Raw genomic sequence first — 26675 nt, 5'->3', positions numbered from 1 at the left:
GGAACCGGCGCGGAGCAGAAGGCACAGGTCACGAAGGCCGTCGGGGACTACAAGGCGCTGCTGGTCGCCGCCCGTGACGACGCGGCTGCCAACGTCCCGGCCGTCAAGGACGGCGAGGCGGCCGTCGCGCTGTTCACCGACTACTACGACGAGCGGAGTGAAGCGACGGGTGACGATCGAGGACATCGCCGCCGAGGTGGGGGGGTCGAGGCAGACGGTCACGCGCGCCACGGATCAGCCCCCAGACCCGGGAGAGGGTGCTCGAGGCCAGCAGGCGGCCCGGCTACCAGCCGAGTCGGTTCGCGAAGAACCTGGCAAGCAACACCAAGACGAGGGCCATCGGGTTCGTGGTCGAGTCGTTCCGCAACCCCTACTACAGCGAGTTCACCGCGGAACTGCTGAGTCTCACCGCGGCCCGCGGGTGGCAGATGAACGTTTCCTCGCAGGAGGTCGCCTCGCCGCTCGAGCTGCCGCGGCGCCTCGCCGGGGAGGTCGACGTCGTGGTGGCTACTTCGACAGCGACCCGCTCGAGCTCGTCACGGCGACGCAGGCCATCCCGGTGATCCTGATCGTCTAGGCCCCGCAGCTACCGGGCCTCCACTCGGTCTCGATCGACTTCGGCACGGGGGTCGAGACCCTGCTCGAGGGCCTGCGGCAGCGCGGATCGAAGCGGTTCGGCCTGCTCGAGACGAACCTGGTCACCCGCGACTACCGCCACTCCGACCGGCGCCGAGCCTACGAGCGGCACGCCGGGCCCGACTCGCGCGAGGCGATCGTCGTGTGCGAGATGGATCTGCGCTCCATCGACGCGGGAGCGGTCGGGTTCCGGCAGTTGATGCGGGAGCACCCGGAGACCGACACCGTGGTCGCCTTCACCGACCTGATGGCGATGGGCGCGCTGTCGGCCGCCCACGCCGACGGGCTCGCCGTGCCCGGAGACGTGCGGATCGTCGGCACCGACGGCCTCTCGCTCGGGTCGTTGACCGTCCCGCCGCTGTCGAGTCTCGATGTGATCCACTGCGGCCTCGCCGAGGCGGTCACTGATCTGATCGAGCGGGTCCTTGACGGGACGGCCGAGCCTTCCGAGCACGTCACCGTCACCCCCCTTCCCCTGTGGCGCGAGAGCGCCTGAGGCCACCGCTACACGGTGAAGGGGCCGCCCTTCCGGACGGCCCCTGTGACGGTCTTCGGACTACCCCGACTTGCGGCGGAATTCTCGCTTCCCGCCGACCTGCCCATGGGCGTGCACCTCGCCGCGCTCGGCGTCGACGCCGTGCGAAGCCGAGAAGTGTTCCTTCTGCTTCTTGCGCTCGAGGGCCTGGCGCATCGCCTCCTTCGGATCGAGGCGTTCCTCCTGCGGTTGTTCGGAATCAGACATGCACCCAACGCTAGCCCTCCTCGCCGGGTCTGTGGCAGAACCGTCCGGATCAGCCCCGCGCTGGCCCGCGTCGATCCCGGCGTCCTCGAACGTCGCCATCTCAGAGAGGATCCGAGCGGAGGCCTGCACCATCGGCAGCGCGAGCACGGCCCCGCTCCCCTCCCCGAGGCGGAGCCCCAGGTCGACCAGCGGGTCGAGCCCGAGGTGGCGCAGCGCCTCGGTGATGCCTGGCTCGGCACCGGCGTGCCCGGCGATCAGGTAACCCGCCGCCTCCGGGGCCAGTGCGACGGCGAGGCAGGCGGCAGCGCAGGCGATGACGCCGTCGAGGATGATTGGCACCCGGTTGCGCGCCGCGCCGAGGATGAAGCCCGCAAGCGCCGCCTGCTCGAGCCCGCCGACCGCGGCGAGGGCCTGGACGGGGTCGGAGGCATCCGGGGCGTTGAGCGCGATCGCCGCCTCGATCACGTCGACCTTGCGGGCGAGCACGTCATCGTCGATCCCCGTTCCCCGGCCGGTAACGGTGGCCACGCCGACGCCGGTGAAGACCGAGATCAGGGCGCTGGAGGCGGTCGTGTTGCCGATCCCCATCTCCCCGGTCAGCAGGATGTCCGCCCCGGCTGCCACCGCCTCATCGGCCGTCTCGATGCCTACGGTGAGCGCGCGGAGCGCCTCGTCACGGCTCATCGCCGGGCCGACCGACATGTCGCGGGTGCCGCGGGCGACGTTGCGGTCTCGGACGCCGTCGGTCGCCGGATAGTCGGAGGCGACGCCCACGTCGGTGAGCACGAGCGAGGCGCCCGCCTGCCTGCTCAGCACGTTGACCGCGGCCCCTCCCGCGGCCATGTTGAGCAGCATCGAGACGGTGACCTCCTGCGGCCACGGCGTGACGCCCTGCGCGCAGACGCCGTGGTCGCCCGCGAAGACACCGACGACGCCTCGCTCCGGCACCGGCGGCGGGCAGGAGCCCGCGATGGCGGCGAGCTGGGCCCCGATCCTCTCCAACAGCCCGAGGCTGCCCGCAGGCTTGGTGAGGATCGCCTGCCGCTGCTGCGCCAGCCGAAGCGCCTCCGGCGAGGGCGCCTCGATGGCGGAGATCGTGTCGGTGAGCAGGTCGGACATGGCGGCGGCCTCCGTCGGGTCGGTCTTGTTGGAGCCTTGTGAGGCTATCAGCGGGCGACCCGCGCTCCGGAACGGGTCCCCACACCGCCGCCACGCCGAAGCAGCCGCCGTGCGGTGTTGCGAACCGTGCGGTGAGAGCACCCGCCATCGGGCTTTGCGGGACCGATTCCCCACCCGACGGGGAGGCGCCGTCGTCCGCGACAGCCCTGACGGTAGAGTCGAAGACATGCGGAAGGTGAATGTCGAGGAACTGGCCGACGGCATCGGGAACGGATCGCGGGCGGCCATCGCCCGCGCCATCACCCTTGTCGAGTCGACAAGACCGCAGCACCGCGCGGAGGCCCACGAGCTGCTGAAGCTGATCGCGCCGCGGACGGGCCGGGCGTTCCGCGTCGGCATCTCCGGTGTCCCCGGCGCTGGCAAGTCGACCTTCATCAACGCCATGGGCATGAAGCTGATCGACGAGCGGAAACACAAGGTCGCCGTCCTCGCCGTCGACCCCTCCTCGTCGCGCACCGGCGGCTCCATCCTCGGCGACCGCACCCGCATGGGCGAGCTCGCCCAGCGTGAGGACGCCTTCATCCGTCCCTCGCCCTCCGGCGGGCACCTCGGCGGCGTCGCCCGCGCCACCCGCGAGTCGATGCTCGTGCTCGAGGCAGCGGGGTACGACGTGATCCTCGTCGAGACGGTGGGCGTCGGCCAGTCCGAGGTCGCCGTCTCGGGCATGGTCGACACCTTCCTGATGCTGCAGGTGGCACGCACCGGCGACCAGCTGCAGGGCATCAAGCGGGGCATCCTCGAGCTCGCCGACGTGATCGCCATCACCAAGGCCGACGGCGACAACGAGCAGGCCGCCCGGGTCGCGGCCCGCGAACTGAGCATCGCGATGAAGCTGATCACCAGCGACAACTCGAAGCGTCGCGCGCCCGTGCTGACCTGTTCGTCGTACACCGGCGCGGGGCTCGACGAGGTGTGGGACGCCGTCACGAAGCACCGCGCCGAGCTCGAGGAGTCGGGCACGCTGGCGGCCCGACGCCTCGACCAGCAGCGCGACTGGCTCTGGAACATGGTGCGCGACGAGCTCATGGAGGCGCTGCGCACCTCACCGGAGGTGCGCGCGACGGCGGAGCGGGTCGAGGCCCAACTCGCCGACGAGTCGCTGTCCGCACTGGAGGGCGCTCAGGAGATCCTGCGCACCTTCGCGCGCTCGGTCGCCACGCTCCCCTGGGCGTCAGATCAGGGTTGAGCGCGACCGTCGAGCACCCGGGTTCCTACCGCAGCGGGACGCGCCGGAGTCCGGCCTGCAGGTAGACTTCGGATGGTTATTGACTAGTCTGACGCGTGGGAAGGAGGCACATGGGGGTCTTTGACAAAGCCGAGAAGCGGATCGAATCCGCCGTCGGCAAGGTGTTTGCACGTGCCTTCAAAGGGTACGTGCACCCAGTGGAAATCGTCGCAGGCATCCAGCGTGAGCTGGACGCCGAGGCAAAGCTCCTGAGCCGCGACAAGCGCCTCGTGCCCAACGCGTTCCGGATCGGCCTCTCCCAGGCCGACTACGACCGCCTCGCCCCGTATTCCAAGACGCTGAACGCCGAGATCCTGCCAGGCATCCGCGACCACGCGGCCGACCGGCACTACGTCTTCAACGGCCCGATCTCGATCGACTACGTGCTCGACGAATCCCTCCCCACCGGGCAGTTCACCGTCGCGAGCGAGGCCGTCTCCTCACAGAACTCGGCGCGCCCGACGTCCGCAGGCCAGCTCGTGCTCGAGGTCAACGGCGTGCGCCACCCGCTCGTCCCGCCGGGCCTCGTGATCGGCCGCGGCACCGAGGCCGATCTCCGCCTCAACGACCCCGGCGTCTCGCGTCGCCACGCCGTCATCAACGTCTCCGGTGACCCGGCCCATCCGGTGATCACCATCGAGGACCTCGGCTCCACGAACGGAGTCCACGTCAACGGGAGTCGGATCAGCAAGACCCGCGTCGGGGAGGGCGCCCGGATTGAGATCGGCAACACACGCATGCTGATCTACACCCCGTCGGAGTCCTAGACCGTGTCAGACCTGATTGTCGCGGCGATCAAGATCGTATTCCTGGTCCTGCTGTGGTTGTTCATCCTGTTCGTGGCCAACACCGTGCGCACGGACCTCTTCGGACGGCGCGTGCCCGCGTCCTCGCTGACGGCCATCCCGGCCGACCGCGGCCGCGGTAAGGGGCGCTCCAAGCTGCCGACCCGCTTCGCGATCACCGCCGGCCCCCAGCAGGGCGCCTCCGTCCCCGTCGAACCGGTGATCAACCTCGGTCGCGCAGCCGACTCGACCCTCCTGCTCGACGACGACTACGCCTCCGCCCGCCACGCCCAGCTCGTGCAGAAGGACCCCACCACCTGGATCCTCACCGACCTCCAGTCGACCAACGGCACCTACCTGAACGGCAAGCCGGTCACGGAGCCCGTCAAGGTGACCGTCGGCGACGTCGTGCGCATCGGCAAGACGCTGATGAGGCTGGAGATCTAGTGACGAACCGCATCCAGATTCCGGGGGCGCGCCACTAGTGTTCAGCCTCCGCTTCGCCGCCCACTCCGAGGTCGGCCGGGTCCGAAAGAACAACCAGGACGCCGGCTACGCCTCGCCGACCATGCTGCTCGTCACCGACGGCATGGGCGGAGCGGCCGCTGGAGACCTCGCCTCCGCCGTCGCCTCCACCGAGGCTGCCCGCTCGGACCATCGTGCGGCCGACGGCGAGGAGATGCTCGAGCGGATCGCAGGCATGATGGCGCGGGCCAACGCGAAGCTCACCGATCTGATCGACGAGGACCTGCAGCTCGACGGCATGGGCACCACCTTCTGCGGCGCCCTGTTCAACGGCGAGCAGTTCGGCCTCGCCCACATCGGCGACTCGCGCGGCTACCTGCTCCGCGACGGTGAGCTGACGCAGGTCACCCATGACCACTCCTGGGTGCAGTCGCTGATCGACGAGGGAAAGATCACCCCCGCCCAGGCGGCCGTGCATCCCCACCGCTCGCTGATCCTAAAGGTGCTCAACGGGCAGAACCAGTTCGATCCCGACTACGAGCTGATCGACGCCGAACTGGGCGACCGACTCCTCTTCTGCTCCGACGGCCTCAGCGGGCTGATCGACGACGACACCATCGCCGAACTGCTCGCCACCGAGGACCTCGACGAGGCGGCGGCGCAGCTCGCGCAGGCCGCCAACGACAACGGCGGGCACGACAACATCACCGTCATCATCGGCGAGGTGACCGAGCAGGACGACGAGCTCGACGCCGTCGAAGGCGTGCTCGTCGGGTCCGCCACCGAGGTGAAGATCCCCCGCACCGGCCAGCTGGCCATGGAACGAGGCGGCACCGACAAGGGGGCGCCGTACCCGAAGCCGGAGCCGGATAACTCCCCGGAGCACGACGCCACCGAGGTGGCCCGCTACGCGCCGGAGGACCACAAGCGCCGCTGGCCAGGCCTGCTGGCCCTGATCCTCGCGATCGCGCTGGTCTTCGGCGGCGGCGCATGGGGCCTGTACGCCTACGGTAAGAGCCGCTACTTCGTGGGCGCCGACGACGGATACGTCGCCGTCTACAACGGCCTCCCGGGCGGCTTCCTCGGCATCGACATGTCGACGCTGGTCGAACGAACCGACATCCCCGTCGCCGACCTGCCACGCTTCTTCCGACGCCAGGTCGAGCAGACGATCGCCGTCCAGAGCACCGAGGCCGCGAAGGGAACCACCACCGAGCTGCGCGTCCTGGCCGAGCGCTGCGTCGAGGTCAGGCGCGAGCGTCAGAAGCCGAAGCCGACGATCACGGTCTCCCCGACTCCCCGGCCCACCGGCACCCCCGGCCCCGGGCTTCCCCTCCACCCGACCGCCTCCCCGAGCGTCCAGGAGGGCAACCTCGGCATCACCGCGACACCGACGGCCACCGAAGAGGCCGACCCGGAGGCCTGCTGATGTCCGAGCAAGTGCAGCCAGCGGTCTCCGACGAGGTCATCGTCTACCGCAAGCGCCGCGGCGTGGAGCTTCTGCTCCTGCTGCTGGCCCAGTCGTTCGGCTTCGCCGGCTGGATCATCACGGATCTGAACCTCTACGGCGAGCTGCCGTCGAACCTCATCGTGGTGGCCTGCATCTGGTACGGCATGGGCGTCGCCGCGCACCTGGTCGTGCGCTTCCTGCTGCCCTATGCCGACCCGATCATCCTGCCGTGCGTCTTCCTACTCAACGGGCTCGGGCTCGCCATGATCTACCGGATCGACCAGATCCCGGAACCGATCAAGGACGACTCGATGACCCAGCTGATCTGGACCGGGCTGGGACTGATCCTGTTCGCTGCCGTGATCATCGTCCTGCGCGACCATCGCCGGCTCCAGCGCTACCCCTACCTGATGTTCATCGGCGGTCTCTTCCTGCTCCTGCTGCCCCTGATGCCCGGCATCGGCCACGCCTCGGGTGGAGCGCAGATCTGGATCCGGGTCGCCGGGTTCTCCTTCCAGCCTGCCGAGATCGCCAAGATCATGCTCGCCATCGCGTTCGCGGCGTACTTCTACGAGAAGCGCGAGGTGCTGGCGCTCGCCGGACGGCGTTTCCTCGGCATCGAACTGCCGCGGGCCCGCGACCTCGGCCCGATCATGATCATGTGGGGCGCCTCGCTCGCCGTCATGGTGTTCCAGAACGACCTCGGCACCTCGCTGCTGTTCTTCGGCCTCTTCACCGTGATGATCTACATCGCGACGGAGCGGCCTGCATGGCCGATCCTCGCAGGCACCCTCTTCATCGGGGCGGCACTCGCCGCGTACAAGTTCACCAACCATGTCCCGCGACGGGTCAACGCCTGGCTCGATCCGTTCAGCGACTATGACAAGAACCTGCAGATCATCAGCGCCCAGTTCGGGTTCGCCTGGGGTGGCCTCTTCGGGCGCGGCTGGGGCCTCGGACGGCCCGGCCTCACCCCGCTTGCGAAGAGCGACATGATCGCCGCCGCCCTCGGTGAGGAGATCGGGGTGCTCGGCCTGATGGCGATCATCATGGTCTACGGCCTCCTGATCGCCCGCGGCTTCAAGACCGCGCTCACCGCGCCAGACGGCTTCGGCAAGCTGCTTGCCGCGGGGCTCAGCTTCGTGTTCGCGCTGCAGGTGTTCGCCATCATCGGCGGCGTCACCCGTCTGCTTCCGCTCACCGGCCTCACCACGCCGTTCATGTCCCAGGGCGGCTCCAGCCTGATCGCCAACTGGATCATCATCGGCATCCTGATGGTCATCTCGCACCGGGCCCGCATGCCGCAGGCGGCCACCGCCGCCCCGCAGGAGGTAGGCGACCTCGAGGCCCACACGGCGGTGATCTCCCGATGAACGGACCCATCCGCAAGGTGACGATCTTCGTGTCGCTCCTGCTTGCAGCGCTGCTGGTCAACACGACCTGGATCTCGGTGGTGCGCACCGATTCCCTCAACAACGACACCCGCAACCGACGGGTCCGCGACGCCGAGTTCTCCCGCAACCGCGGCGCCATCCTCGTCGGCAACGAGCCGATCGCCGAGTCGGTCCCCCGCAGCGGGCGGTTCCCGTTCGTGCGCACCTACCCCGACGGCGAGCTGTGGAGCTCCGTGACGGGCTGGTACTCCTACGACTACGGCCGCTCCGGCCTCGAACAGTCGTTCAACCAGCAACTCGCTGGCACGTCGTCCGAGCAGTCGTTCGCCCGCGTGATCGACCTGCTGACCGGGCGCCAGTCGTCCGGAGCCAACGTCCAGACCACGCTCAATCCTGCCGCCCAGAAGGCCGCCGTCGACGCGCTCGGCGACAAGCGGGGCGCGGTCGTGGCGATGAACTACGAGACGGGCGAGATCCTCAGCCTCGTGTCGACCCCCACCTACGACCCCAACCTGCTTGCCACCGTCGACCTCGGCGAAGCGCAGAGGGCGTGGAGCGAGCTGCTCAACGCCGACGACGAGCCGCTCAAGGGCCGCGCCACCCGCGAGGTGTACCCGCCCGGATCGACCTTCAAGCTGATCACTGCGGCGGCCGCCCTGGAGGACGGCATGGTGCCAGACACCATGGTCGACGCCCCCGACTCGCTTCCCCTGCCCAACTCGAGCCGCTCGATGGGCAACTCGACCAACTGCGGCGGTGACCGGGTCACGATCCAGCAGGCGATGCAGACCTCCTGCAACACGGCGTTCGGCAACCTCGGCCTCGAGCTCGGCGCGGACAAGATGACCCAGATGGCGGAGGCCTTCGGCTTCAACCAGGACCCCACCGTCGACATCGCCGCCGCCAAGTCGCGTTTCCCGGGCGAGCTGGACGAGGCGCAGACCGCGCTGACGGCGATCGGCCAGTACGACGTGGCCGCCTCGCCGCTCCAGATGGTGCAGGTCGTCGCCGCGATCGCCAACGACGGCCGCATGATGAAGCCCTACCTGGTCAGCACCGTCACCAACCGCGACCTCACGGTGCTCAGCTCGACCTCCCCGCAGGAGCAGTCGCGGCCGGTCAGCGAGTCGACCGCAGAACTGCTGCGCCAGATGATGGTCGCCACCGTCGAGGACGGGACGGGAACCCCCGCCCAGATCTCCGGCGTGACCATCGGAGGCAAGACGGGAACGGCCCAGACCGCTCCCGACCGCCCGCCCTACGCGTGGTTCGTCGGGTACGCCGAGGACCCGAAGGTCGCGATCGTGGCCTTCGTCGAGGACGCTGACGTGGCACGCGACGACATCTCCGGCGGCAAACTCGCCGCACCCATCTTCCGCAAGGTTCTGGAGGCGCTCCGGTGAAGTTCTCAGACTCCTCTCATAACCATTCGGCAAGATGGTGCATGACAAACCGAAAGGATCGGCAGCGATGACAGAGCGAGGAGCCTTGCTCGGCGGCCGCTACCAGCTCGATGCGATCATCGGGCGCGGCGGCATGGCCGAGGTGTGGCGCGCCCGTGACATCCGACTTGAGCGCGACGTCGCGGTCAAGCGGCTTCGTGTCGACTTGGCGAGCGACCCGACCTTCCAGGCCCGGTTCCGGCGCGAGGCGCAGTCGGCGGCCGGCCTGAACCACCCCAACATCGTCGCCGTCTACGACACCGGCGAGGAGCGCGACGCCGTCTCCGACGTGTCGGTGCCCTACATCGTGATGGAGCTCGTCGAGGGCGTCACCCTGCGCGAGGTGCTGCGCGACGGCCGCAAGATCGTGCCCGAGCGTGCCCTGGAGTTCACCGCAGGCGTGCTTGACGCGCTCGCCTACGCCCACCGGGCGGGCATCGTGCACCGCGACATCAAGCCGGCCAACGTGATGCTCACGCCGAACGGCACCGTCAAGGTGATGGACTTCGGCATCGCCCGCGCCGTCGCCGACACGTCGGCCACCATGACCCAGACGGCCGCCGTCATCGGCACCGCCCAGTACCTCTCCCCCGAGCAGGCCCGCGGCGAGAAGGTCGACAACCGCTCAGACATCTACTCCGTCGGCTGCCTGCTGTACGAACTGCTCACCTCGCAGCCGCTGTTCAAGGGCGACTCGCCCGTGTCGGTCGCCTATCAGCACGTTCGCGAGATCCCCGTCCCGCCGTCGCAGCTCGACCCCGAGATCACCCCCGCGATGGACGCCATCGTGCTGAAGTCGCTGGAGAAGGACGCCCGCGACCGCTACCAGGACGCCGGCGAGATGCGAGACGACATCAACCGCTGCCTCGCGGGCGAGCCGGTGCTGGCGATGAACCAGGCCGATCAGCCGACCAGGATGATCCCCAGCGACCCGATGACGACGACCGCGAGGCGCGGCGTCACCCCCGCGGCGACGGCGGTCACTCCCGCGCCCGTGCCGTCCCCGATCGACGAGCCACCGGTCGATGAGCTTCCGCCCGAAGACGAGGAGCCGAAGTCCAAGAAGGGCCTGATCGCTCTTCTGGTGATCGCAGGCCTCGTCGTGATCGGCCTGATCATCGGACTCGTGATGCTGCTCAACCCGCCGAGGACCGGGCCGAACCCCACGCCAAGCCCGACCCCGACCGCCGTCTCCCCCGCTCCCAGCCCGACTGCCGAACCCAGCACGCCGTCGCCCACGCCCACGCCGAGCCCGAGCCCCACGCCGAAGATTGCGGTGCCCAACGTCATCGGTATGAACGAGACCGAGGCCGTCGGCGAACTGCGAGGTCTGGGGTTCACGTACAAGATCACCGAGCGGGCTAGCGACGAGGAGGCGGGCACCGTCATCGACCAGAACCCGCGCACCGGCGAGTTCGACCCGGGGACGCCGGTTGAGCTGATCGTCTCCACCGGCCCCGAACAGCAGACGATCCCCGACTCGGTGCTCGGCCTGTCCGTCGACCAGGCGGAGGCGGTCCTCACCGACCTCGGCTTCACGAACGTGAAGCGGGTCGACGCCGACCCCAGCCAGGAGAGTCCCGACGCCGCCCCGGGCGAGGTGACTGCCATCAACCCGCCGGTCGGCTCGACGGCCTCCGCCGACACCGAGATCACGCTCACCGTCGCGACCGGCAACTCGGTCGTGCCGGAGCTGACGGGCATCCCCGCGGCAGCCGCCACCGAGCGGGCGCGCAACGCAGGCTTCCAGGTCACGGTCGAGGAGAAGGTCGTGCTCGGTGCGCAGCCCGGCCAGGTCACCGACCAGAACCCGAAGGCCGGCGCGACCGCTCCACGCAGCGAGCCGATCACCATCACGGTCGCAAAGGCCGAGGCGAGCCCGCCGCCCAGCGCGTCCCAGACGCCGGGCGGCGAGGAGTCCTGACCTCCGCCTGACCAGCCATCGGCCACCCTCTGAACCTTGAGGGTGGCCGATGGCATTATTGCCCCGTGGCCCGCATCCTCGTCATCGACAACTACGACTCGTTCGTCTACAACATCGTCTCCTACCTCGCCCAGATCGGCTCCGAGGTCGAGGTGTGGCGCAACGACGACCCACGCTTCGACGAGGCCGACTGGCATGCCAGCTTCGACGGCGTGCTCCTCTCCCCCGGTCCCGGCACACCCGAGCAGGCGGGCGTGTGCATCGAGGTCGTGCGTACCCTCGGCGGAGTGCTTCCGCTGTTCGGCGTGTGCCTCGGCCTGCAGTCGATCGCCGTCGCCTACGGCGGCGTGGTCGACCGGGCCCCCGAACTGCTGCACGGCAAGACCTCGCCCGTCTTCCACGACGGGGTCGGCGTCTTCGCCGGCCTGCCGTCGCCGGTCACGACGACCCGCTACCACTCGCTCGCGATCGTCGAGGACACGGTGCCCGAGGTGCTCGAGGTGACGGCCCGCACCGACACGGGCGTGATCATGGCCGTGCGGCACCGCGAGCTCGCCGTCGAGGCGGTCCAGTTCCATCCGGAGTCGGTGCTCACGGAGGGTGGTTACCAGATGCTGGCCAACTGGCTCGCCGAGTGCGGCGACGAGGGCGCCCCTGTCCGGGCGGTCGGGCTCAGCCCGCTGGTGTCGACGACCCTCAGCTGAGGAGAACCGGCGTCACCCCTGCCTGGCGTGCCGCAGGCCCACCTGGCCGCTGTAGCCGGGCAACTCGAGGGCGTCGCGCTTCTCGGCCGAGTAGCCGAGCCCGTACGCATCGACGTACTGGCGGTAGATCTGGACCGCGCGGGAGTCGTCGAGCCCGGCCATGAGGCCCTCCTGGTCGCCGATCGCCTCGATCACGTAGGGCGGGGCGTAAGGGATGCCGTGCAGGACGACCGTGTTACCGACGCACTTGATGCCGGTGGTGGAGATCACCCGCTGGCCCTGGATGGTCATCGCCTCGGCCCCACCGGCCCAGAGGGCGTTGACCACGGCCTGGATGTCCTGCTGGTGCACCACGAGGGCATCGTCGTCGACGCCTGCCGGCTTCACGTCGTTGGGGGCGTCGGTCAGGGTCACCCGCACACCCGGCCCCGTGACGGGGACGAGGCTCGCGTTCTCCTCCGCCGCCGTCACCTGCGTGAGGTCGATGCTGCCCGGCTGGGCATCGGTGAGGCTGTTCACCTCGGCATTGAGCGACGCGGCCTGGTCGCGTAGTTCCTCGTTGCGTTGACCCTGGGTGACGATCAGGTCGCGTAGGTCGGCGCCGCGGTCGCTGCGCAGGTCGGTGCCGCGGGCGGCGATGGCGGCGACCGTGATCATGAGCCCGGCGAGCACGCAGACCAGGACTGTTGCGATGCGTCCCTTCGGGGATCGGCGCCGCTCCTGGTTGCGGCCGATGTTGGCGCGCACGCGCGGAACCCGCTGCGCGATGCGACCCCAGAGACTCATGCCCGCCAGCGTACCTGCCGCCGCCTCGGCCACGGCCCTCAGCGGGCAGCCGCGGTGACGCGTGCGGGGCGAAAGTGGGCAATCGGGTCCGGCTCAATTAGGCTTAGCCGGTCAGAAGACAGCTAGAGGAGGCACCCGTGCCCGAGTCCAAGGTCCGCAACAAGGCCGAGTCCAGGAAGAAGTCCCGGGACAAGGTCGAGCTCGCAGAGAAGCGAGCAGAGACCGCGCGTCTCGCTCCGACCAGCCGCAACTGGGTTCCCGCCGTCTTCATCCCAGTCGGCCTGCTCGGCGTCGCCTGGATGGTCGTCTACAACCTCGCAGGCCAGTCGATCGGGTTCATGCGTGCGCTTGGCGACTGGAACGTCGCGATCGGCCTCGGGCTGATCGTCGCCTGTTTCTCCTTCATGACGCTCTGGAAGTGAGCCGAACCCTGCTGGGTGTCTTCGACGCGGTCGTCTTCGACTTCGACGGCACCCTCGCCGACTCGCACGCCTCGATGATGCGGGCCTACCGCATCTTCGCCGACGAGTACGGCATCGACTTCGAAGAGGCGAAACGGTACACGGGCATGCCGACGGAGGCAGTCGCCCGGATCCTGCTCCCCGCCGACATCGCGCCCGCCGCGGGGCTGCGGATCGACGAGCTCGAGTCGTCCAACACGGAGGGCGTGGTGCCGCTGCCGGGCGCCGTCGCCGCTCTGGATGCCGTTCCCCAGGCACGCCTGGCCATCGCCACCTCGTGCACCGACCGGCTGATCACGGCAAGGATGGCCGCGGCCGGGCTGCCGCTGCCCGACGTGACGGTCACGCGCGACATGGTCGTCAACGGCAAGCCTGCCCCCGACTCGTTCCTGCTGGCCGCCGATCGTCTGGGCGTCGACCCGGCGCGCTGCGTGGTGCTCGAGGACGCTCCGGCCGGTGTGCGTGGTGCTCGCGACGCCGGCTGCGCGACGATCGGCATCCGAACGCACCACACTGACCAGGAAATCGGCGCCGACTGGTGCGTCGACACCCTCGCCGACCTGTCGTTCGAGAACACCGACGAGGGCGTCCGGATCAGCCGCATCGCCTGACCCTGCTGCGGGGAGACGCCTGACCCTGCCTCGTCGTTTTGGCCCGCCTCGTCGCCTGACCCTGCCGCACTCTCCGGACGACACCGCTACCAGGCCAGGAAGGTGCTCGTCTGCTCCCCCTGCCGGGGCCGCTTACGGGGCCCGCGAGGGGCTCTGCGTCGGCGCGGCCGGTCTGTCATCTTGAGCACTTTTCCGGGTTCGTCACGCCTGGTTCTGCATTGACTGCAGACAACGCGGCTGGACGGTCAACGAGTCCCGAATAGTGCTCATCGTCTCCCTGCCCGGACCGCGTCCAGGCCCCCGCTGGGGGGCGCAGGCGTCGGCCCGTACCAGTGAGGTGCTCGTCGCGGGCACGGCGTCGCAGGTTTGGCCACGCCACTGCGACGACTCGGCGTGGGATCGTCACTCATCCCCGCGTGAGGGTGGCCCGCTCCGCTGCAAGGTTGGCGACTGCCGCCGCCTGCCACAGCCGTCGGCCGGTCTCGGTATGGAAGAGCGGCTCGAGGGCGAGCAGCGAGTCGACGACGTCCAGCCGACCGCGCCGCCAGGCCTCGTCGTCGACGTGCGCGTAGTCGAGCCGGACGTCGCGCAGATACACGTGGTACCTGCCGGGGAGCTGGCCGAGCACCGATAGGTCGGCGTCGGACAGGAGGGCGGCCGCCTCGTCGTCGGGGCGATGGTCCGCGGTCATCCGGACGAGTCGCGCCACCTCGTCGACCTCATCGGAGTCCACGATCCCGGTGAGCAGCTCGACCGCGAGCTGGGCGGACGACTCCTCGTCTTCGCCCGGCCTGCCGTCATAGACGGCGTCGTGGAACCAGGCCGCCAGCCGGACCGCCCGTCCGGTGCCGCCGAGCGCGTCGAGGGCCCCGAGGCAGGACGCGAGGTGCCGCACGTCGTGGTAGTGCCGGTGTGGCTGCGACCAGCGGGCCAGCAGGTCGTCGCGGATCGATCCGGGAAGGCCGTAGCTGGCCCAGTCGGCGCGCAGCAGCTCGAGCGCCTGGGCGCGGGTCGGAGTCTTGTCCGGCACTCGGACCCTGAGCCCGGAGGCGACGAGCCGCCGGACGAGCTCGCGCTCGTCGACCGGAAGGGCACCCGCCTCGACAAGGACCGCGTAACGGGACTCGGGAACGTCGTAGTGGTCGTGGTCGAAGGCGCGCGTCGGCAGGCCCGCCCGGGCGGCGAAGGCGTGCAACTCGTCGAGCGAGGAGTCGGAGACGAGATGGCCGAACACCGTGCCGTGCGCGGGCCAGCGTGGTGGGTCGATCAGTACCGCCATGGGGCTCCTCGGTTGCCTGTTCCCACCAACCTAACCGGATCGAGGGACGGGCGCGCCCCGCCGCAGAGGCTCAGCCCTGGGGACGCAGCAGCGGGTAGAGGATCGTCTCGCGGATGCCTACTCCGGTCAGCAGCATGATCAGGCGGTCGATGCCGAGGCCGAGGCCTCCCATCGGCGGCACGCCGTACTCGAGGGCCTCGATGAAGTCGGAGTCGAGCTGCATCGCCTCGGGGTCGCCCGCGGCGGCCTTCAGCGACTGCGCGACAAGCACGTCGCGCTGGACGACCGGGTCGACGAGTTCGGTGAATCCCGTTCCGCGTTCCATGCCCCCGATGATCAGGTCCCAGGCCTCGACCTTTCCCGGCTCTGCGCGGTGCGGGCGAGCGAGCGGCTGCGCGATCGACGGGTAGTCGTAGACGAAGGTGGGCTGGATCAGCGAGGGCTCGACGAGCTCCTCGAACAGCTCCATCACCATCTTGTCCGCGCCGTGCTTGGGGTCGTACTCGATCTCGTGGGCGTCGGCGATGGCCTGCAGCTTCTCGAGCGGGGTGTCGACGGTGATCTCCTCGCCGACCTTCTCCGAGAGCGCCGGGTACACGGGCACCCAGGCCCATTCGCCGTCGAGGTTGATCTCGCCCTTCGACGTCTCGACCACCCGGGAGCCGACAGCGTCGGCCGAGGCGACAACGATGTCCTGGATCAGGCGCGCAACCGTCTGCTGGTCGCCCCACGACATGTAGGCCTCGAGCATGGTGAACTCGGCAGAGTGGCTCGAGTCGATGCCCTCGTTGCGGAAGACGCGCCCCATCTCGAAGACGCGGTCGGCGCCGCCGACCATGGTCCGCTTCAGGTGCAGCTCGAGCGCGATCCGCAGCGACATGTCAATGTCGAACGCGTTGATGTGGGTCTCGAACGGGCGCGCGGCGGCGCCTCCGTGGACCAACTGGAGGATCGGGGTCTCGACCTCGAGGAAGCCGCGGTCGTACAGGCAGTCGCGCACGGCACGGGTGATGGCCGAGCGCTTCCGGAGGATGTCGCGGGCCTCGTCGCGGACGATCAGGTCGACGTAGCGACGACGGACGCGGGCCTCCTCCGAGAGGTCCTTGTGCATGACGGGCAGCGGGCGCAGCGCCTTGGCCGCCATCTTCCATTCGGTCGCCATGATGGACAGCTCGCCGCGGCGCGACGAGATGACCCGACCGGTCACCCAGACGAAGTCGCCGAGGTCCACGTCGGACTTCCACGCCGCGAGCGCTTCCTCGCCGACCTCGGCGAGCGAGAGCATGACCTGCAGCCGTTCGCCGTTCTCGTCGGGCGTGAAGCCGTCCTGCAGCGTGGCGAAGGCGAGCTTTCCGGTGTTGCGGATGAACACGACGCGGCCGCCGGTGGACACGACGTCCTGCGTCTCCTCGCCGGCCTCGAGGTGACCCCAGCCGTCGCGGATCTGCTTGAGGCTGTGGGTCCGCACGAGGTCGGCCGGATACGCCTGCACGCCTGCGCTCAGGAGACGCTCGCGCTTCTCCTTGCGGATGGTGGTCTGCTCGGAGTCGCTTGGCATCTGTTCAGGCGTGTCGGTCACGGCCGACATCCTACCGTCCGGGACACGGTGGGCCATTTCGCGGTGCACCGTGGGGAGAGGGTGCGATGAAGCCCGACCCGCGCGCGGAACCCATCGCGCGCGGGTAGCTCGCCGCGCTGCGGGAGGGAGGCTGCGATGAGCACTTTCCCGAACTCGTTGCACCCGGAACCGTTCCCACCGCGCCTGAGCGCTAACGAACCCGGAAAAGTGCTCAAGGTGAAACCCGACCACGAGCCCGCAACCGGGGCCGACGAAACGACCTGCCAGTAGGCTGTCGGGATGAGCCAGCCGCCGATGGGATCAGCAGGAACGCCGAGGCCACGCCCTCAGCCCGGCCCTCCGATACGCCTTCCCCGGGGCGGTCAGCCTCTGACACACTCCAACCCGCAGCCGGCCCAGCCACGCACCGCCGCACCGCAACCCCAAGGCTCCGCCCCAACCCAGCCACGCACCGCCGCACCGCACCCCCAGGGCTCCGCCCCGGTGAAGCCCCCGAAGCCGCAGCCCCGGGCGCAGCGCGATCAGCCATCCGCCCCCGGACAGCAGCCGCACGGATCGGGTCAGCCTGCCGCCCAGCAGCCCTCGGCGACCTGGTCGCAGCCAGCGCAGGATCAGCCGCAGGGGTCGGCCCCGCCATCCCAGGAGTCGGCCTCCCCGCGCCCCGCCGACGTAACGACCCCGGGCGCGCAGCCAGTCCCCGAGCCGATCTCGCCGCTTCCGCAGCGTGACGTGGATCCGCGCCGTCCGAGCTTCGTCAGCTTCGCCCTCCCCGTGAGCACGACCGAGACCCTGCCCGGCCTCGAGATCGACGCAGTGGTCGGCGTCGTCGTCGGCATCGCGACCCGACCCCGCGACATGGCGCACAACCCAGAGATGGGCTACGTCAACACCGCTGCGCGACAGGACGCGATCGGCGCCATGGTGCAGCAGGCCCAGGAGGCGGGTGCGCACGCCATCATCGGGGTCCGCTTCGACGGCGGGAAGATCAGCGAGACCGTGACCGAGCTGACCGCCTACGGCACCGCGGTTACCCTTCGCGGCTGAGCGACCGCGAACCCCGCGCCACGGCGCCGTGGCGGTCGGCGCTGACGGCGCTGCCCCCCTGTGACCTCGCCTGCTTGGCTCGCGGTCGAGGGCTGGCTGTCCTCCGGCTCCGCACTGTCGGCGACGGGGTCCTACACCGTGGACGCCGACCCGGATGCGCCGCAGGGGAATGTCACCCTGCTCCGGTTCGGGGACGATCAGGCGCCCGCCCGACCCATGACCACCGCCGCGCGGATGGACGGCGCCGACTGCTGGCCCAGCGACACCGCCCTCGCGGTCAAGTGCAGCCTCGAGTTGGGTGAAGGGGCCTCTCTCGTCGGCGAGGCGAGCACCCTCTCACAGGGCACGACGACACCGCCTCCGGCCGCGCCACGACGGTTGCCCGGCTGCTCGTGGCGCTGCGTGAGGCACTGTCGCAGGGCTGAGCAGGGCGACCAGGTGTGACCCGTCGTGCCAGGAACGACAGAAAACCTCGGGTAGGCGCCATTTGATGAGTGAGTATTCACTCATTACGATGGCCCGGTGACGCGTGCAACCCCTATGCCGCCCGAGCAACGCCGGGCCGCAATCATCGAAGCGACACTCCCCCTCATCCACCGGCACGGCACAGCCGTGACCACCAGGCAGGTCGCGGAGGCGAGCCGCGTGGCCGAGGGCACGATCTTCCGCGTCTTCGACTCGCTCCAGGATCTGGTCGAGGCCACGATCGTCTCCGCCTTCTCACGCGAGAAGCTCCTCGAGATGCTCGAGGGCGTCGACCTCGGCCCTGACCTCGAGACGAAGACCCGCTCGACCCTCTCCCTGCTGACCAGGCATCTGGACACCATCCGCTCGTTGATGATGGCCATCCACCACACGCAGGGTCACCCAGACCACTGCATCAAGGACGAGTTGGAGGCCAGGCGCCTCGAGCTCGACGGATGGCTCAGCGAGCGGTTCGCCGAGCACGCGGACGAACTGCGCTTCTCCCCGACCCAGTACGTCTCATTCCTGAGACTGCTCGCCACCGGCTCAGTCCTGCACCTGGACACCGAGATCGACCTCGACACCGCCGCCTCCATGGCCCTGGGCGGCGCCCTGCGAAAGGATCAACTGTGATTTCCCGACTCGGGCGGCTCATCAACCGCTACGTCAGACCCTATTGGGGCCTCCTGTCGGTCGTGATCGTCCTCCAGATCATCGCGACCATCATGTCGCTGTACCTGCCGACCCTGAACGCCCGGATCATCGATGAGGGCGTCGTGACGGGTGACACCGACTACATCTGGCGCACCGGCGCCGTCATGCTGCTGCTGTCCGCCGTCCAGGCCGCTGCCCAGATCGGCGCGGTGTGGGCGGGTGCGAACACCGCGATGCAGTTCGGCCGCGACGTGCGCACCGCCATCTTCGACAAGGCGCTGTCGTTCTCGACAAAGGAGATGAACAGGTTCGGCGCTCCGAGCCTGATCACCCGCAACACCAACGACGTGCAGCAGGTCCAGATGCTGGTGCTCATGACCTGCGTCATGCTCGTCTCCGCCCCCATCACGATGGTCGGCGGGGTGTTCATGGCGCTGCGCGAGGACGTCGGCCTCTCCTGGATCATCCTGGTCGCAGTCATCGTGCTCGGCGCGGGCATCGGCGTCCTCGTGACGAAGATGGGCCCGCTGTTCCAGGCCATGCAGACCAAGATCGACACGCTGAACCGGGTCCTGCGCGAGCAGATCACCGGCATCCGTGTCGTGCGCGCCTTTGTCCGTGAGCCGCACGAGAGCCGCCGCTTCGAGCGGGCCAACGCCGACCTCGTCGACACCACCACGACGGTCGGGCGCCTGATGGCCTTCCTGTTCCCGTTCGTGACGTTCATCATGAACATCTCGACGGTCGGCGTGATGTGGTTCGGCGCGCATCGGATCGACACCGGCGACCTGCAGGTCGGCCAGCTCACCGCCTTCATCTCCTACCTGATGCAGATCCTGATCTCGGTGATGATGACGACGATGCTGCTGATGCTCGCCCCGCGTGCGGCCGTCAGCGCCGACCGGATCATGGAGGTGCTCGACACCGAGACCTCCGTCGCTCCCCCGAAGCAGCCGGCCGCGACCCCCGCGGCGAAGGGCGTCGTGGAGTTCGACCACGTCAGCTTCGCCTACCCGGGAGCCGAGTCCCCCGTGCTCAAGGACCTGAGTTTCCGCCTCACCCCTGGCAGGACGACGGCCATCATCGGCTCCACTGGCTCGGGAAAGACCACGCTGGTCAACCTCATCCCGCGCCTCTTCGACGCGACCGGCGGGAAGGTGCTCGTCGACGGAGTCGACGTGCGCGACTACGAGCCGGACGACCTGTGGGCGAGGATCGGCCTCGTCCCGCAGAAGCCGTACCTGTTCACCGGCACCATCGCCTCCAACCTGCGCTATGGCAAGCCCGATGCGACGGAGCCGGAGCTCTGGGACGCTCTGCGCGTCGCCCAGGCCGAGGACTTCGTGTACGAGAAGGACGGCCGGCTCGAGTCGCCCATCGCGCAGGGCGGCACCAACGTCTCCGGTGGCCAGCGACAGCGGCTCGCCATCGCGCGCGCCCTCGTCAAGAAGCCGAGCGTCTATGTCTTCGACGACTCCTTCTCGGCCCTCGACGTGACGACGGACGCCAGGCTGCGTGCCGCGCTCGAGCCCGAGACGGCCGATGCGTCGGTGCTTGTCATCGCGCAGCGCGTGTCCACCATCACCTCGGCGGACGAGATCCTCGTCCTCGAGGACGGCGAGATCGTCGGACGGGGCACGCACGAGCAACTGCTCGCGTCGAACCCGACCTATCAGGAGATCGTCGAGTCCCAGCTGAGCGCAGAGGAGGCCGCGGCGTGAGCGAGAAGACCACCCCCGTCAAGGCGAACGAACGCCCCAAGTACGGCCCCCAGCGCGGCCCCGGCCCCGGCCACGGCATGGGCGGCACAGGCGAGAAGGCGGCCAACTTCGGCGTCTCCCTCCGCCGCCTCATGTCGAACCTGAGGCCCCAGCGCGTCGGATTGATCGTTGCCGTCACCATGGGCGTGCTGTCCGTGGCGCTCGGCGTCGTCGGCCCGAAGATCCTCGGCAGGGCGACCGACCTGATGCTCGCAGGCATCATCGGGCGACAGGTCGGCCAGGAGGTGCCCCCTGGCACCACAAAGCAGCAGGTGATCGACGGCCTCGTCGCCCAGGGCCAGAACGACCAGGCAGACATGCTGCGCAACCTCGACTTCGTCCCCGGCGAGGGGATCGACTTCGGCGGAATCGGCTCGGTCCTGTTGATCGTGCTCGGCCTGTACGTCGCCTCCTTCGCGTTCTCGTGCGTGCAGGGCTGGGTGCTCAACGGGGCCGTCCAGCGCACCATCTACAAGATGCGCGAGGAGGTCTCGGCCAAGCTCGACCGGCTTCCGCTTGGCTATTTCGACAAGCAGGCCCGCGGCGAGGTGCTGAGCCGCGTCACCAACGACATCGACAACGTGTCGCAGACGCTGCAGCAGACCATGTCGCAGCTGCTCAACTCGCTGCTCATGCTGATCGGCGTGCTGGTGATGATGTTCTGGATCTCGCCGACGCTTGCGCTGGTCGCGCTGGTCTCGGTGCCGATCGCCATGGTCGTGACTGGCGTGATCGGCAAGCGTTCGCAGAAGCTGTTCGCGCAGAACTGGAAGTCGACCGGTGAGCTCAACGCCCAGATCGAGGAGGCCTTCACCGGCCACTCGCTGGTCAAGGTCTTCGGCCGTCAGCGCGAGGTGGAGGCGGAGTTCAACCGGCGTAACCAGGAGCTCTACAAGGCGGGCTTCGGCGCCCAGTTCATCTCGGGCATCATCATGCCCGTCATGTTCCTGGTCGGGAACCTGAACTACGTCGTGATCGCCGTGATCGGCGGCCTCCGCGTCGCTTCGGGCACCATGAACATCGGCGACGTCCAGGCGTTCATCCAGTACTCGCGCCAGTTCACCCAGCCGCTCACCCAGGTCGCCTCGATGGCGAACCTGCTCCAGTCGGGCGTCGCGTCCGCGGAGCGCGTCTTCGAGCTGCTCGACGCCGAGGAGATGTCGGCCGAACCGGCAGGTCGCCTCGGCACGGCCAATGGCCGGATCACCTTCGAGCACGTCGACTTCTCCTACACCCCGGACAAGCCGCTGATCCGCAACCTGAACCTCGTCGCCCAGCCGGGCCAAACGGTGGCGATCGTCGGACCCACCGGCGCGGGTAAGACGACGCTGGTCAACCTGCTGATGCGGTTCTACGACCTCGACGGCGGGCGGATCATGCTCGACAGCACCGACATCTCGACGGTGCCGCGCGGCGAGCTGCGCTCGCGCATGGGCATGGTGCTGCAGGACACGTGGCTGTTCGGCGGCACCATCCGCGAGAACATCGCCTATGGCCGGCCCGACGCCACGGAGGAGGAGATCATGGAGGCCGCGAAGGCGACCTTCGTCGACCGCTTCGTCCACTCGCTGCCCGAGGGCTACGACACGGTCATCGACGAGGAGGGCTCGAACGTGTCCGCCGGCGAGAAGCAGCTGATCACGATCGCGCGCGCCTTCCTCGCCGATCCGAGCATCCTGATCCTCGACGAGGCGACGAGCTCGGTCGACACCCGCACGGAACTGCTGGTCCAGCACGCCATGTCCGCTCTGCGCAGCGGGCGCACGTCGTTCGTGATCGCGCACCGCCTGTCGACGATCCGCGACGCCGACCTGATTCTCGTCATGGAGAACGGCGCCATCGTCGAACAGGGCAACCACCAGCAGCTGCTGGAGAAGAAGGGCGTCTACTTCGATCTGTACCAGTCGCAGTTCTCCGGCGCCATCGACCAGGTGGAGGCCGAGCAGGCCAGCTGAGTGCCGCCTCGAGACCCCGTCACCCAGGCAGGTGGCGGGGTCTCGTCGTCTCAGCCGGGGTGCGGCCCTCCACGATGGACGCCGGCCGACAGCTCCGCCTCCGAGAGGCCGTTGGCCCGCAGACACCCGGCGACGGTGCCATGGGCGGCCTCGAGGTCGGCGAGAACCTCCTCCATCACAGACGCCGGGCTGGCCCTCACCATCTCGATCAGCCCAGGGGTCAACTCGATGCCCTTGGCCACGATTCCGGCGAGCATCGCATCGGCCCAGGCTCCGCGGAGGTCTCCCTCAGTCAGCGCGTAGTCCGACACGACATCGCCGCGGGCGAGCCCCGCCGCAGCGAGGCCGAGGGCGACCACGAGGCCCGTGCGGTCCTTGCCCGCCGTGCAGTGCACGACGACCGACCCGCCGTCCGGCACGTCGACGATGTTCCGGCAGAGCGCGCCAAGGGTGATGTCCTGCGGGATCTGCGCCGTCGGCGCCGCACCGTCGAAGACGGGCACGCGGTGCACAGTGATACCGAGCCCGTCGACGAGGTTGGGTGCGGCATCGATCTCATGGTCGCTGCGCAGGTCGACGACGCGGCTCACGCCCAGCTCAGCCAGCTTCCTGCGCCCGGCGTCGTCGATCCGGTGGATGACATCCGACCTGAAGAGCGCTCCCATCGCGTCACGGAGGCACCGGCGCGGTAGCCACCGGTGTCACGGAGTGTTGTGGGTCCCTGCGAGATGGACGAGTCGCTGGCGGGTCATGCCGCCTGCCTGCCAGAGGAACCATCCGGTCGCCCCCTCTTACCCGCCCTTGCGCTGGAGCCACATCGTGATAGAATAGTTGAAGCTTAAACCTTTGTAGAGACAAGTATGGATTGAGATGACCACCGAGAGCTTCGCCCCCGAGACCCACATGGGTCGCCTCGAGCTGCGGGTCCGTGACATGGAACGCCAGCTCGCCTTCTACACCGAAGGCGTCGGACTCGAGCCGATCAGCGACGAGCCGGGAGCCGTGACGCTCGGCCACGGCGGACGGCCGATCGTCCGGCTCACCGAATCGAAGGACCTGCGCCCCGCCCGTCGCAACGAGGCCGGCCTTTTCCACACCGCCGTCCTCTACGACGATCCGAAGGCGCTCGCCAGGACCGTGGTCAGCATGGCCAACTCCTACGCCGACCGGTACGCAGGAACCGGCGACCACCTCGTCTCGGAGGCCTTCTACTTCACCGACCCGGAGGGCAACGGCGTGGAGCTCTACCACGACCGCCCGCGCGACCAGTGGACCTGGATCGACGGGAAGGTCCAGATGGACACCCTCTACGTCGACCCGAACGAGTTCGTGAACCGCCACCTGGCGGGCGTCGACCTGGCCACGATGGCGCCTACCGAGGCGACGCTCGGCCACGTCCATCTGCAGGTCGGCGACCTCGAGTCGGCCCGCGGCTTCTACGTCAACGGGCTCGGCTTCGACGAGACCTTCGCCATGCCGGGCAACGCGCTGTTCGTCTCGGCGGGCGGCTACCACCACCACATGGCGATGAACGTGTGGAACTCGGCGGGCGCCGGGCCTCGCCAGAACACCCTCGGCATGGGCGTGGTCGACATCCTCGTTCCGCAGTCAGACGAGCTGGGTCGCGCCGAGGAGCGCCTCCGCCACAAGGGCTTCCAGCCCACCTTCGACGGCAGGACGATGTCGGTGCTCGACCCCTGGAACAACGAGATCCGCCTGTCGGTCGGCTGAACCCATGAACTGGGCGGCGGCACCCGTCCCTTCGTAGGGGCCGCCGCTCTTCATCCACGCAGCCCCCTGACGGCCGTCGATCGGCGGCGGTCGGATACCCGCATAGCATCAGACAACCTCGGACGGCGGCCACTAGACTCTCTCTCCATCCGACGACGAGAGGACACCGATGTCTGACCTGTGGACCGTTGACCCGCGCGAGGCGCTGCGGGCGGGCGAAGAGTTCGACCTGGACAGCCTCGACCGCGCCTCGACCCCCGGGTTCACCGGGGACAAGGCCGCCGCCGAGACGTTGACCGCCGAGCGCGGAAAGCTCCTCTCCGAACTGCAGGAACGCCTCTTCGCCAACGGGCGCGCGGGCGGCAAGCGCAACGTCCTGGTGATCATCCAGGGCCTCGACACCGCTGGAAAGGGCGGGATCGTCCGCCACGTGATGGGCATGGTCGACCCGCAGGGCGTCGCCCTCAGGAGCTTCGGGGTGCCGACCGCTGAGGAGCGCAGCCACCACTACCTCTGGCGGATCAAGAAGGCCCTTCCGAAGCCGGGCCTGATCGGCGTCTTCGACCGTTCGCAGTACGAGGACGTGCTCGTCGTGCGCGTCGACAACCTGGTCGACCAGGACGTGTGGGAGCCGCGCTTCGCCGAGATCAACCGCTGGGAGCGCACCCTCGTCAACGGCGGGACGACCGTGCTGAAGTTCGCCCTGATGCCGTCCTACGACGAGCAGGCAAGGCGCCTGATGGAACGCATCGACCGACCGGACAAGCGCTGGAAGTACTCCACCGGCGACCTGGGCACCCGCTCCAAGTGGGACCAGTTCCAGGAGGCGTATGCCGACGTCTTCCGCCGCACCTCGACGGAGCACGCACCCTGGTATGTGCTGCCCGCCGACCGCAAGTGGTACCCGCGCCTCGCCATCACGGAGATCCTCACCCGGGCCCTGATCGAGATGGAGCTGAAGTGGCCACGCGTGCGCTGGAGCCCGGACGTCCAGCGGCGAAGGCTGGCGAAGACGATGTCGCCCGAGCTGTACGCCGAGTCCGTCGCCGAGACCGCCGGCATTGTGCAGAAGTCCATCGACGCGAGCATGGACGTCAGCCTCGAGGCCGCCGAACTGCGCGACGCCCACGCGGACGACGCGACCCGCGAGTCGGCGATCGCCGCGATCGAGTCGCGCCGGGCCGAACTCGAGGCCGACCTCGCCACGACCCTTGAGGACAAGCAGGCCCTGCTCGAGGAGATGGCCCCCGACCTCGCGGCCGCGACCGCGGCCACCATCCCCGCCTCCGCGGACGCGATCGCCGTCGACGAAAAGGTCAAGGACAAGGCCGCCAAGAAGTCAAAGACGAAGGACGACTCGAAGAAGACCAAGAAGAAGGGCAAGAAGGACAAGAAGTGAGCCGACTCATCCCATGAACCGATGACGGCGGCACCGAGGCCGGTGCCGCCGACCCGGTCACCAGTTGTAGTCGAGGAACTTGCCGTCGAGGGTCACCACGACCCGGTCACCCGAGGGGTCGGGCCGTCGGGACACGTCGAGCTTGAAGTTGATCGCGCTCATGATCCCGTCGCCGAACTCCTCGTGGATCAACTCCTTGATCGCCGGGCCGTAGACGTTGATCGCCTCGATGAAGCGGTAGATCGTCGGATCGTTGGCAGCATCGCCAAGCCCCGTCCGGTAGGGCTGACGCTGCAGCGCCTGCACCGACTCGTCGCTGAGCCCGAGCAGTTCGCCCACCTTCACCGCCGCAGCCTCGGGGACGGGATGCTGCCCGAGGAGGGCGGAGACGGTCCACTCCTTCGGCTTGCCGATCGCCTCGGCGATCTCGGCCCAGGAGAGTCCCTCCCTCTGTTTCGCCGCCCGGATCTCCTCGGCAGCCTTCGCCTTGGCCTCGTTCATGATGCACCGCTCCTTCGCGTGTTTATCTGAATGGTTCTGCCAAACCTAGCCAAGGCGCGCCGGAAAAGGCGATTCGCGTCTGGCATGGACCCGGCACGGAGCGGGCGAGCGTCGACTCAGATGCGCACGTTGTCGGCGACGGCGGCACGCTCGTCGTCGGTCAGATACATGGAGACCAACCGCAGGGCCTCGGCGCGCACCTCGGGATTCACCTCGGAGAGCAGGCCACAGACCTCGCGGGCGATGACCTCGGCCTGGGAGGAGTGAGCCCGGTACTGCCAGGCACGTGAGACGAGCTCACGGTCGACCAGCCCCTTCTTCGAGAGCCGGTCGAGCACGGTCATGACGGTGGTGTAGGCGAGCTCGCGCTCGCTCGACAGGAGGGAGTGCACATCAGCGACGCTCAAGGGCGCGCTGGAGGACCACAGCAGCTCCATCACGCGCTGTTCAAGCTCTCCTCGCGACGCCATGGCGTAAGCATAAGGGCATGAGGCCCCCAAGATT

At 68.9% G+C, this 26675-nt stretch carries 26 protein-coding genes; 19 read left to right on the top strand and 7 right to left on the bottom strand.

Features of this window, described 5'->3' with window-relative positions; translation table 11 throughout:
* The first annotated feature begins 257 nt into the window (after positions 1–257).
* Together BW733_RS09885 and BW733_RS09880 are read left to right on the top strand one after the other, a co-directional pair.
* Entirely contained in the window at positions 258–563 is a 306-nt protein-coding gene (locus BW733_RS09885; RefSeq protein ID WP_077350107.1) for a LacI family DNA-binding transcriptional regulator, read from the top strand.
* Between the two features lie 47 nt (positions 564–610).
* Entirely contained in the window at positions 611–1132 is a 522-nt protein-coding gene (locus tag BW733_RS09880) for a substrate-binding domain-containing protein (protein WP_077350105.1), read from the top strand.
* A 60-nt stretch (positions 1133–1192) separates the two neighbouring features.
* Here the strand turns inward: BW733_RS09880 and cobT are convergent, their stop codons facing one another.
* Positions 1193–2497, bottom strand: a complete 1305-nt coding sequence (gene cobT / locus BW733_RS09875) for a nicotinate-nucleotide--dimethylbenzimidazole phosphoribosyltransferase (protein ID WP_077350103.1) — start codon at positions 2495–2497, stop codon at positions 1193–1195.
* Between the two features lie 226 nt (positions 2498–2723).
* Here cobT and meaB point away from each other — a divergent pair, with 226 nt between their 5' ends.
* From meaB to BW733_RS09835, 8 genes are all read left to right on the top strand, one after another.
* Positions 2724–3743 carry a methylmalonyl Co-A mutase-associated GTPase MeaB gene (gene meaB, locus BW733_RS09870; RefSeq protein WP_077350101.1) on the top strand — a complete coding sequence of 340 codons (1020 nt, stop codon included), beginning with the start codon at positions 2724–2726 and terminating at the stop codon, positions 3741–3743.
* Between the two features lie 110 nt (positions 3744–3853).
* Positions 3854–4549 (top strand): FHA domain-containing protein, encoded by a 696-nt coding sequence (locus BW733_RS09865; RefSeq protein ID WP_077350099.1) that lies wholly within the window; start codon positions 3854–3856, stop codon positions 4547–4549.
* Positions 4550–4552: 3 nt separating this feature from the next.
* Positions 4553–5014 carry an FHA domain-containing protein FhaB/FipA gene (locus tag BW733_RS09860; RefSeq protein ID WP_077350097.1) on the top strand — a complete coding sequence of 154 codons (462 nt, stop codon included), beginning with the start codon at positions 4553–4555 and terminating at the stop codon, positions 5012–5014.
* 121 nt (positions 5015–5135) lie between these two features.
* Positions 5136–6461 (top strand): PP2C family protein-serine/threonine phosphatase, encoded by a 1326-nt coding sequence (locus tag BW733_RS09855; protein ID WP_077352880.1) that lies wholly within the window; start codon positions 5136–5138, stop codon positions 6459–6461.
* The gene (locus BW733_RS09850) at positions 6461–7855 is read left to right on the top strand and encodes an FtsW/RodA/SpoVE family cell cycle protein (RefSeq protein ID WP_077350095.1); all 1395 of its coding nucleotides are present in this window, start codon (positions 6461–6463) and stop codon (positions 7853–7855) included. Before BW733_RS09855 ends, BW733_RS09850 begins: the two co-directional genes overlap by 1 nt.
* Positions 7852–9279 carry a peptidoglycan D,D-transpeptidase FtsI family protein gene (locus BW733_RS09845; protein WP_077350093.1) on the top strand — a complete coding sequence of 476 codons (1428 nt, stop codon included), beginning with the start codon at positions 7852–7854 and terminating at the stop codon, positions 9277–9279. The genes BW733_RS09850 and BW733_RS09845 overlap by 4 nt, the downstream gene beginning before the upstream one ends.
* A gap of 67 nt (positions 9280–9346) precedes the next feature.
* Positions 9347–11242: a Stk1 family PASTA domain-containing Ser/Thr kinase gene (gene pknB / locus BW733_RS09840; protein WP_077350091.1), complete on the top strand. Its 1896-nt coding sequence runs from the start codon at positions 9347–9349 to the stop codon at positions 11240–11242.
* 65 nt (positions 11243–11307) lie between these two features.
* A complete protein-coding gene (locus tag BW733_RS09835; RefSeq protein ID WP_077350090.1) occupies positions 11308–11946 on the top strand; it encodes an aminodeoxychorismate/anthranilate synthase component II in 639 nt (212 codons plus the stop codon).
* A 12-nt stretch (positions 11947–11958) separates the two neighbouring features.
* Here the strand turns inward: BW733_RS09835 and BW733_RS09830 are convergent, their stop codons facing one another.
* Complete coding sequence (locus BW733_RS09830; protein WP_237268144.1) at positions 11959–12732, bottom strand: DUF881 domain-containing protein; 774 nt, start codon at positions 12730–12732, stop codon at positions 11959–11961.
* 137 nt (positions 12733–12869) lie between these two features.
* Between BW733_RS09830 and BW733_RS09825 the strand changes: the two genes are divergently transcribed.
* Positions 12870–13154 (top strand): cell division protein CrgA, encoded by a 285-nt coding sequence (locus tag BW733_RS09825; RefSeq protein WP_077350088.1) that lies wholly within the window; start codon positions 12870–12872, stop codon positions 13152–13154.
* The gene (locus BW733_RS09820; protein WP_077350086.1) at positions 13151–13804 is read left to right on the top strand and encodes an HAD family hydrolase; all 654 of its coding nucleotides are present in this window, start codon (positions 13151–13153) and stop codon (positions 13802–13804) included. The genes BW733_RS09825 and BW733_RS09820 overlap by 4 nt, the downstream gene beginning before the upstream one ends.
* A 406-nt stretch (positions 13805–14210) precedes the next feature.
* On the opposite strand, the gene BW733_RS09815 is transcribed toward BW733_RS09820, so the two are convergent.
* Both BW733_RS09815 and lysS read right to left on the bottom strand, forming a co-directional pair.
* Positions 14211–15083, bottom strand: a complete 873-nt coding sequence (locus BW733_RS09815; protein ID WP_077350084.1) for a DUF4031 domain-containing protein — start codon at positions 15081–15083, stop codon at positions 14211–14213.
* Positions 15084–15153: 70 nt separating this feature from the next.
* On the bottom strand, positions 15154–16671 hold the full coding sequence (gene lysS, locus BW733_RS09810; protein WP_077350082.1) for a lysine--tRNA ligase: 1518 nt from the start codon (positions 16669–16671) through the stop codon (positions 15154–15156).
* A 474-nt stretch (positions 16672–17145) separates the two neighbouring features.
* Here lysS and BW733_RS09805 point away from each other — a divergent pair, with 474 nt between their 5' ends.
* The 5 genes from BW733_RS09805 to BW733_RS09785 all read left to right on the top strand — a co-directional run bounded on the left by BW733_RS09805 (position 17146) and on the right by BW733_RS09785 (position 22540).
* Entirely contained in the window at positions 17146–17706 is a 561-nt protein-coding gene (locus BW733_RS09805) for a YbjQ family protein (RefSeq protein WP_161490202.1), read from the top strand.
* A gap of 60 nt (positions 17707–17766) precedes the next feature.
* Positions 17767–18150 carry a hypothetical protein gene (locus BW733_RS09800; RefSeq protein WP_077350078.1) on the top strand — a complete coding sequence of 128 codons (384 nt, stop codon included), beginning with the start codon at positions 17767–17769 and terminating at the stop codon, positions 18148–18150.
* Positions 18151–18318: 168 nt separating this feature from the next.
* Positions 18319–18804: a TetR/AcrR family transcriptional regulator gene (locus BW733_RS19400; RefSeq protein ID WP_237268143.1), complete on the top strand. Its 486-nt coding sequence runs from the start codon at positions 18319–18321 to the stop codon at positions 18802–18804.
* Positions 18801–20546, top strand: coding sequence for an ABC transporter ATP-binding protein (locus BW733_RS09790; protein ID WP_237268142.1), 1746 nt, complete (start codon positions 18801–18803; stop codon positions 20544–20546). Before BW733_RS19400 ends, BW733_RS09790 begins: the two co-directional genes overlap by 4 nt.
* Complete coding sequence (locus BW733_RS09785) at positions 20543–22540, top strand: ABC transporter ATP-binding protein (RefSeq protein WP_269466370.1); 1998 nt, start codon at positions 20543–20545, stop codon at positions 22538–22540. Before BW733_RS09790 ends, BW733_RS09785 begins: the two co-directional genes overlap by 4 nt.
* 50 nt (positions 22541–22590) lie before the next feature.
* On the opposite strand, the gene BW733_RS09780 is transcribed toward BW733_RS09785, so the two are convergent.
* Positions 22591–23205 (bottom strand): tyrosine-protein phosphatase, encoded by a 615-nt coding sequence (locus tag BW733_RS09780; protein ID WP_077350073.1) that lies wholly within the window; start codon positions 23203–23205, stop codon positions 22591–22593.
* Positions 23206–23410: 205 nt separating this feature from the next.
* Here BW733_RS09780 and BW733_RS09775 point away from each other — a divergent pair, with 205 nt between their 5' ends.
* Together BW733_RS09775 and BW733_RS09770 are read left to right on the top strand one after the other, a co-directional pair.
* The gene (locus BW733_RS09775; protein ID WP_077350071.1) at positions 23411–24271 is read left to right on the top strand and encodes a VOC family protein; all 861 of its coding nucleotides are present in this window, start codon (positions 23411–23413) and stop codon (positions 24269–24271) included.
* Between the two features lie 169 nt (positions 24272–24440).
* The gene (locus tag BW733_RS09770) at positions 24441–25670 is read left to right on the top strand and encodes a PPK2 family polyphosphate kinase (RefSeq protein ID WP_077350069.1); all 1230 of its coding nucleotides are present in this window, start codon (positions 24441–24443) and stop codon (positions 25668–25670) included.
* A gap of 57 nt (positions 25671–25727) precedes the next feature.
* Here BW733_RS09770 and cynS read toward each other — a convergent pair whose 3' ends face one another.
* On the bottom strand, positions 25728–26171 hold the full coding sequence (cynS, locus tag BW733_RS09765) for a cyanase (RefSeq protein WP_077350067.1): 444 nt from the start codon (positions 26169–26171) through the stop codon (positions 25728–25730).
* Positions 26172–26287: 116 nt separating this feature from the next.
* Positions 26288–26641, bottom strand: a complete 354-nt coding sequence (locus BW733_RS09760) for a BlaI/MecI/CopY family transcriptional regulator (RefSeq protein WP_077350065.1) — start codon at positions 26639–26641, stop codon at positions 26288–26290.
* Positions 26642–26675: the final 34 nt, after the last annotated feature.

The organism is Tessaracoccus flavescens (assembly GCF_001998865.1).
Taxonomy (GTDB): domain Bacteria; phylum Actinomycetota; class Actinomycetes; order Propionibacteriales; family Propionibacteriaceae; genus Arachnia; species Arachnia flavescens.
Note: the sequence above shows the minus strand (reverse complement) of the source record. Positions and strands in the feature narration are given on the sequence as shown.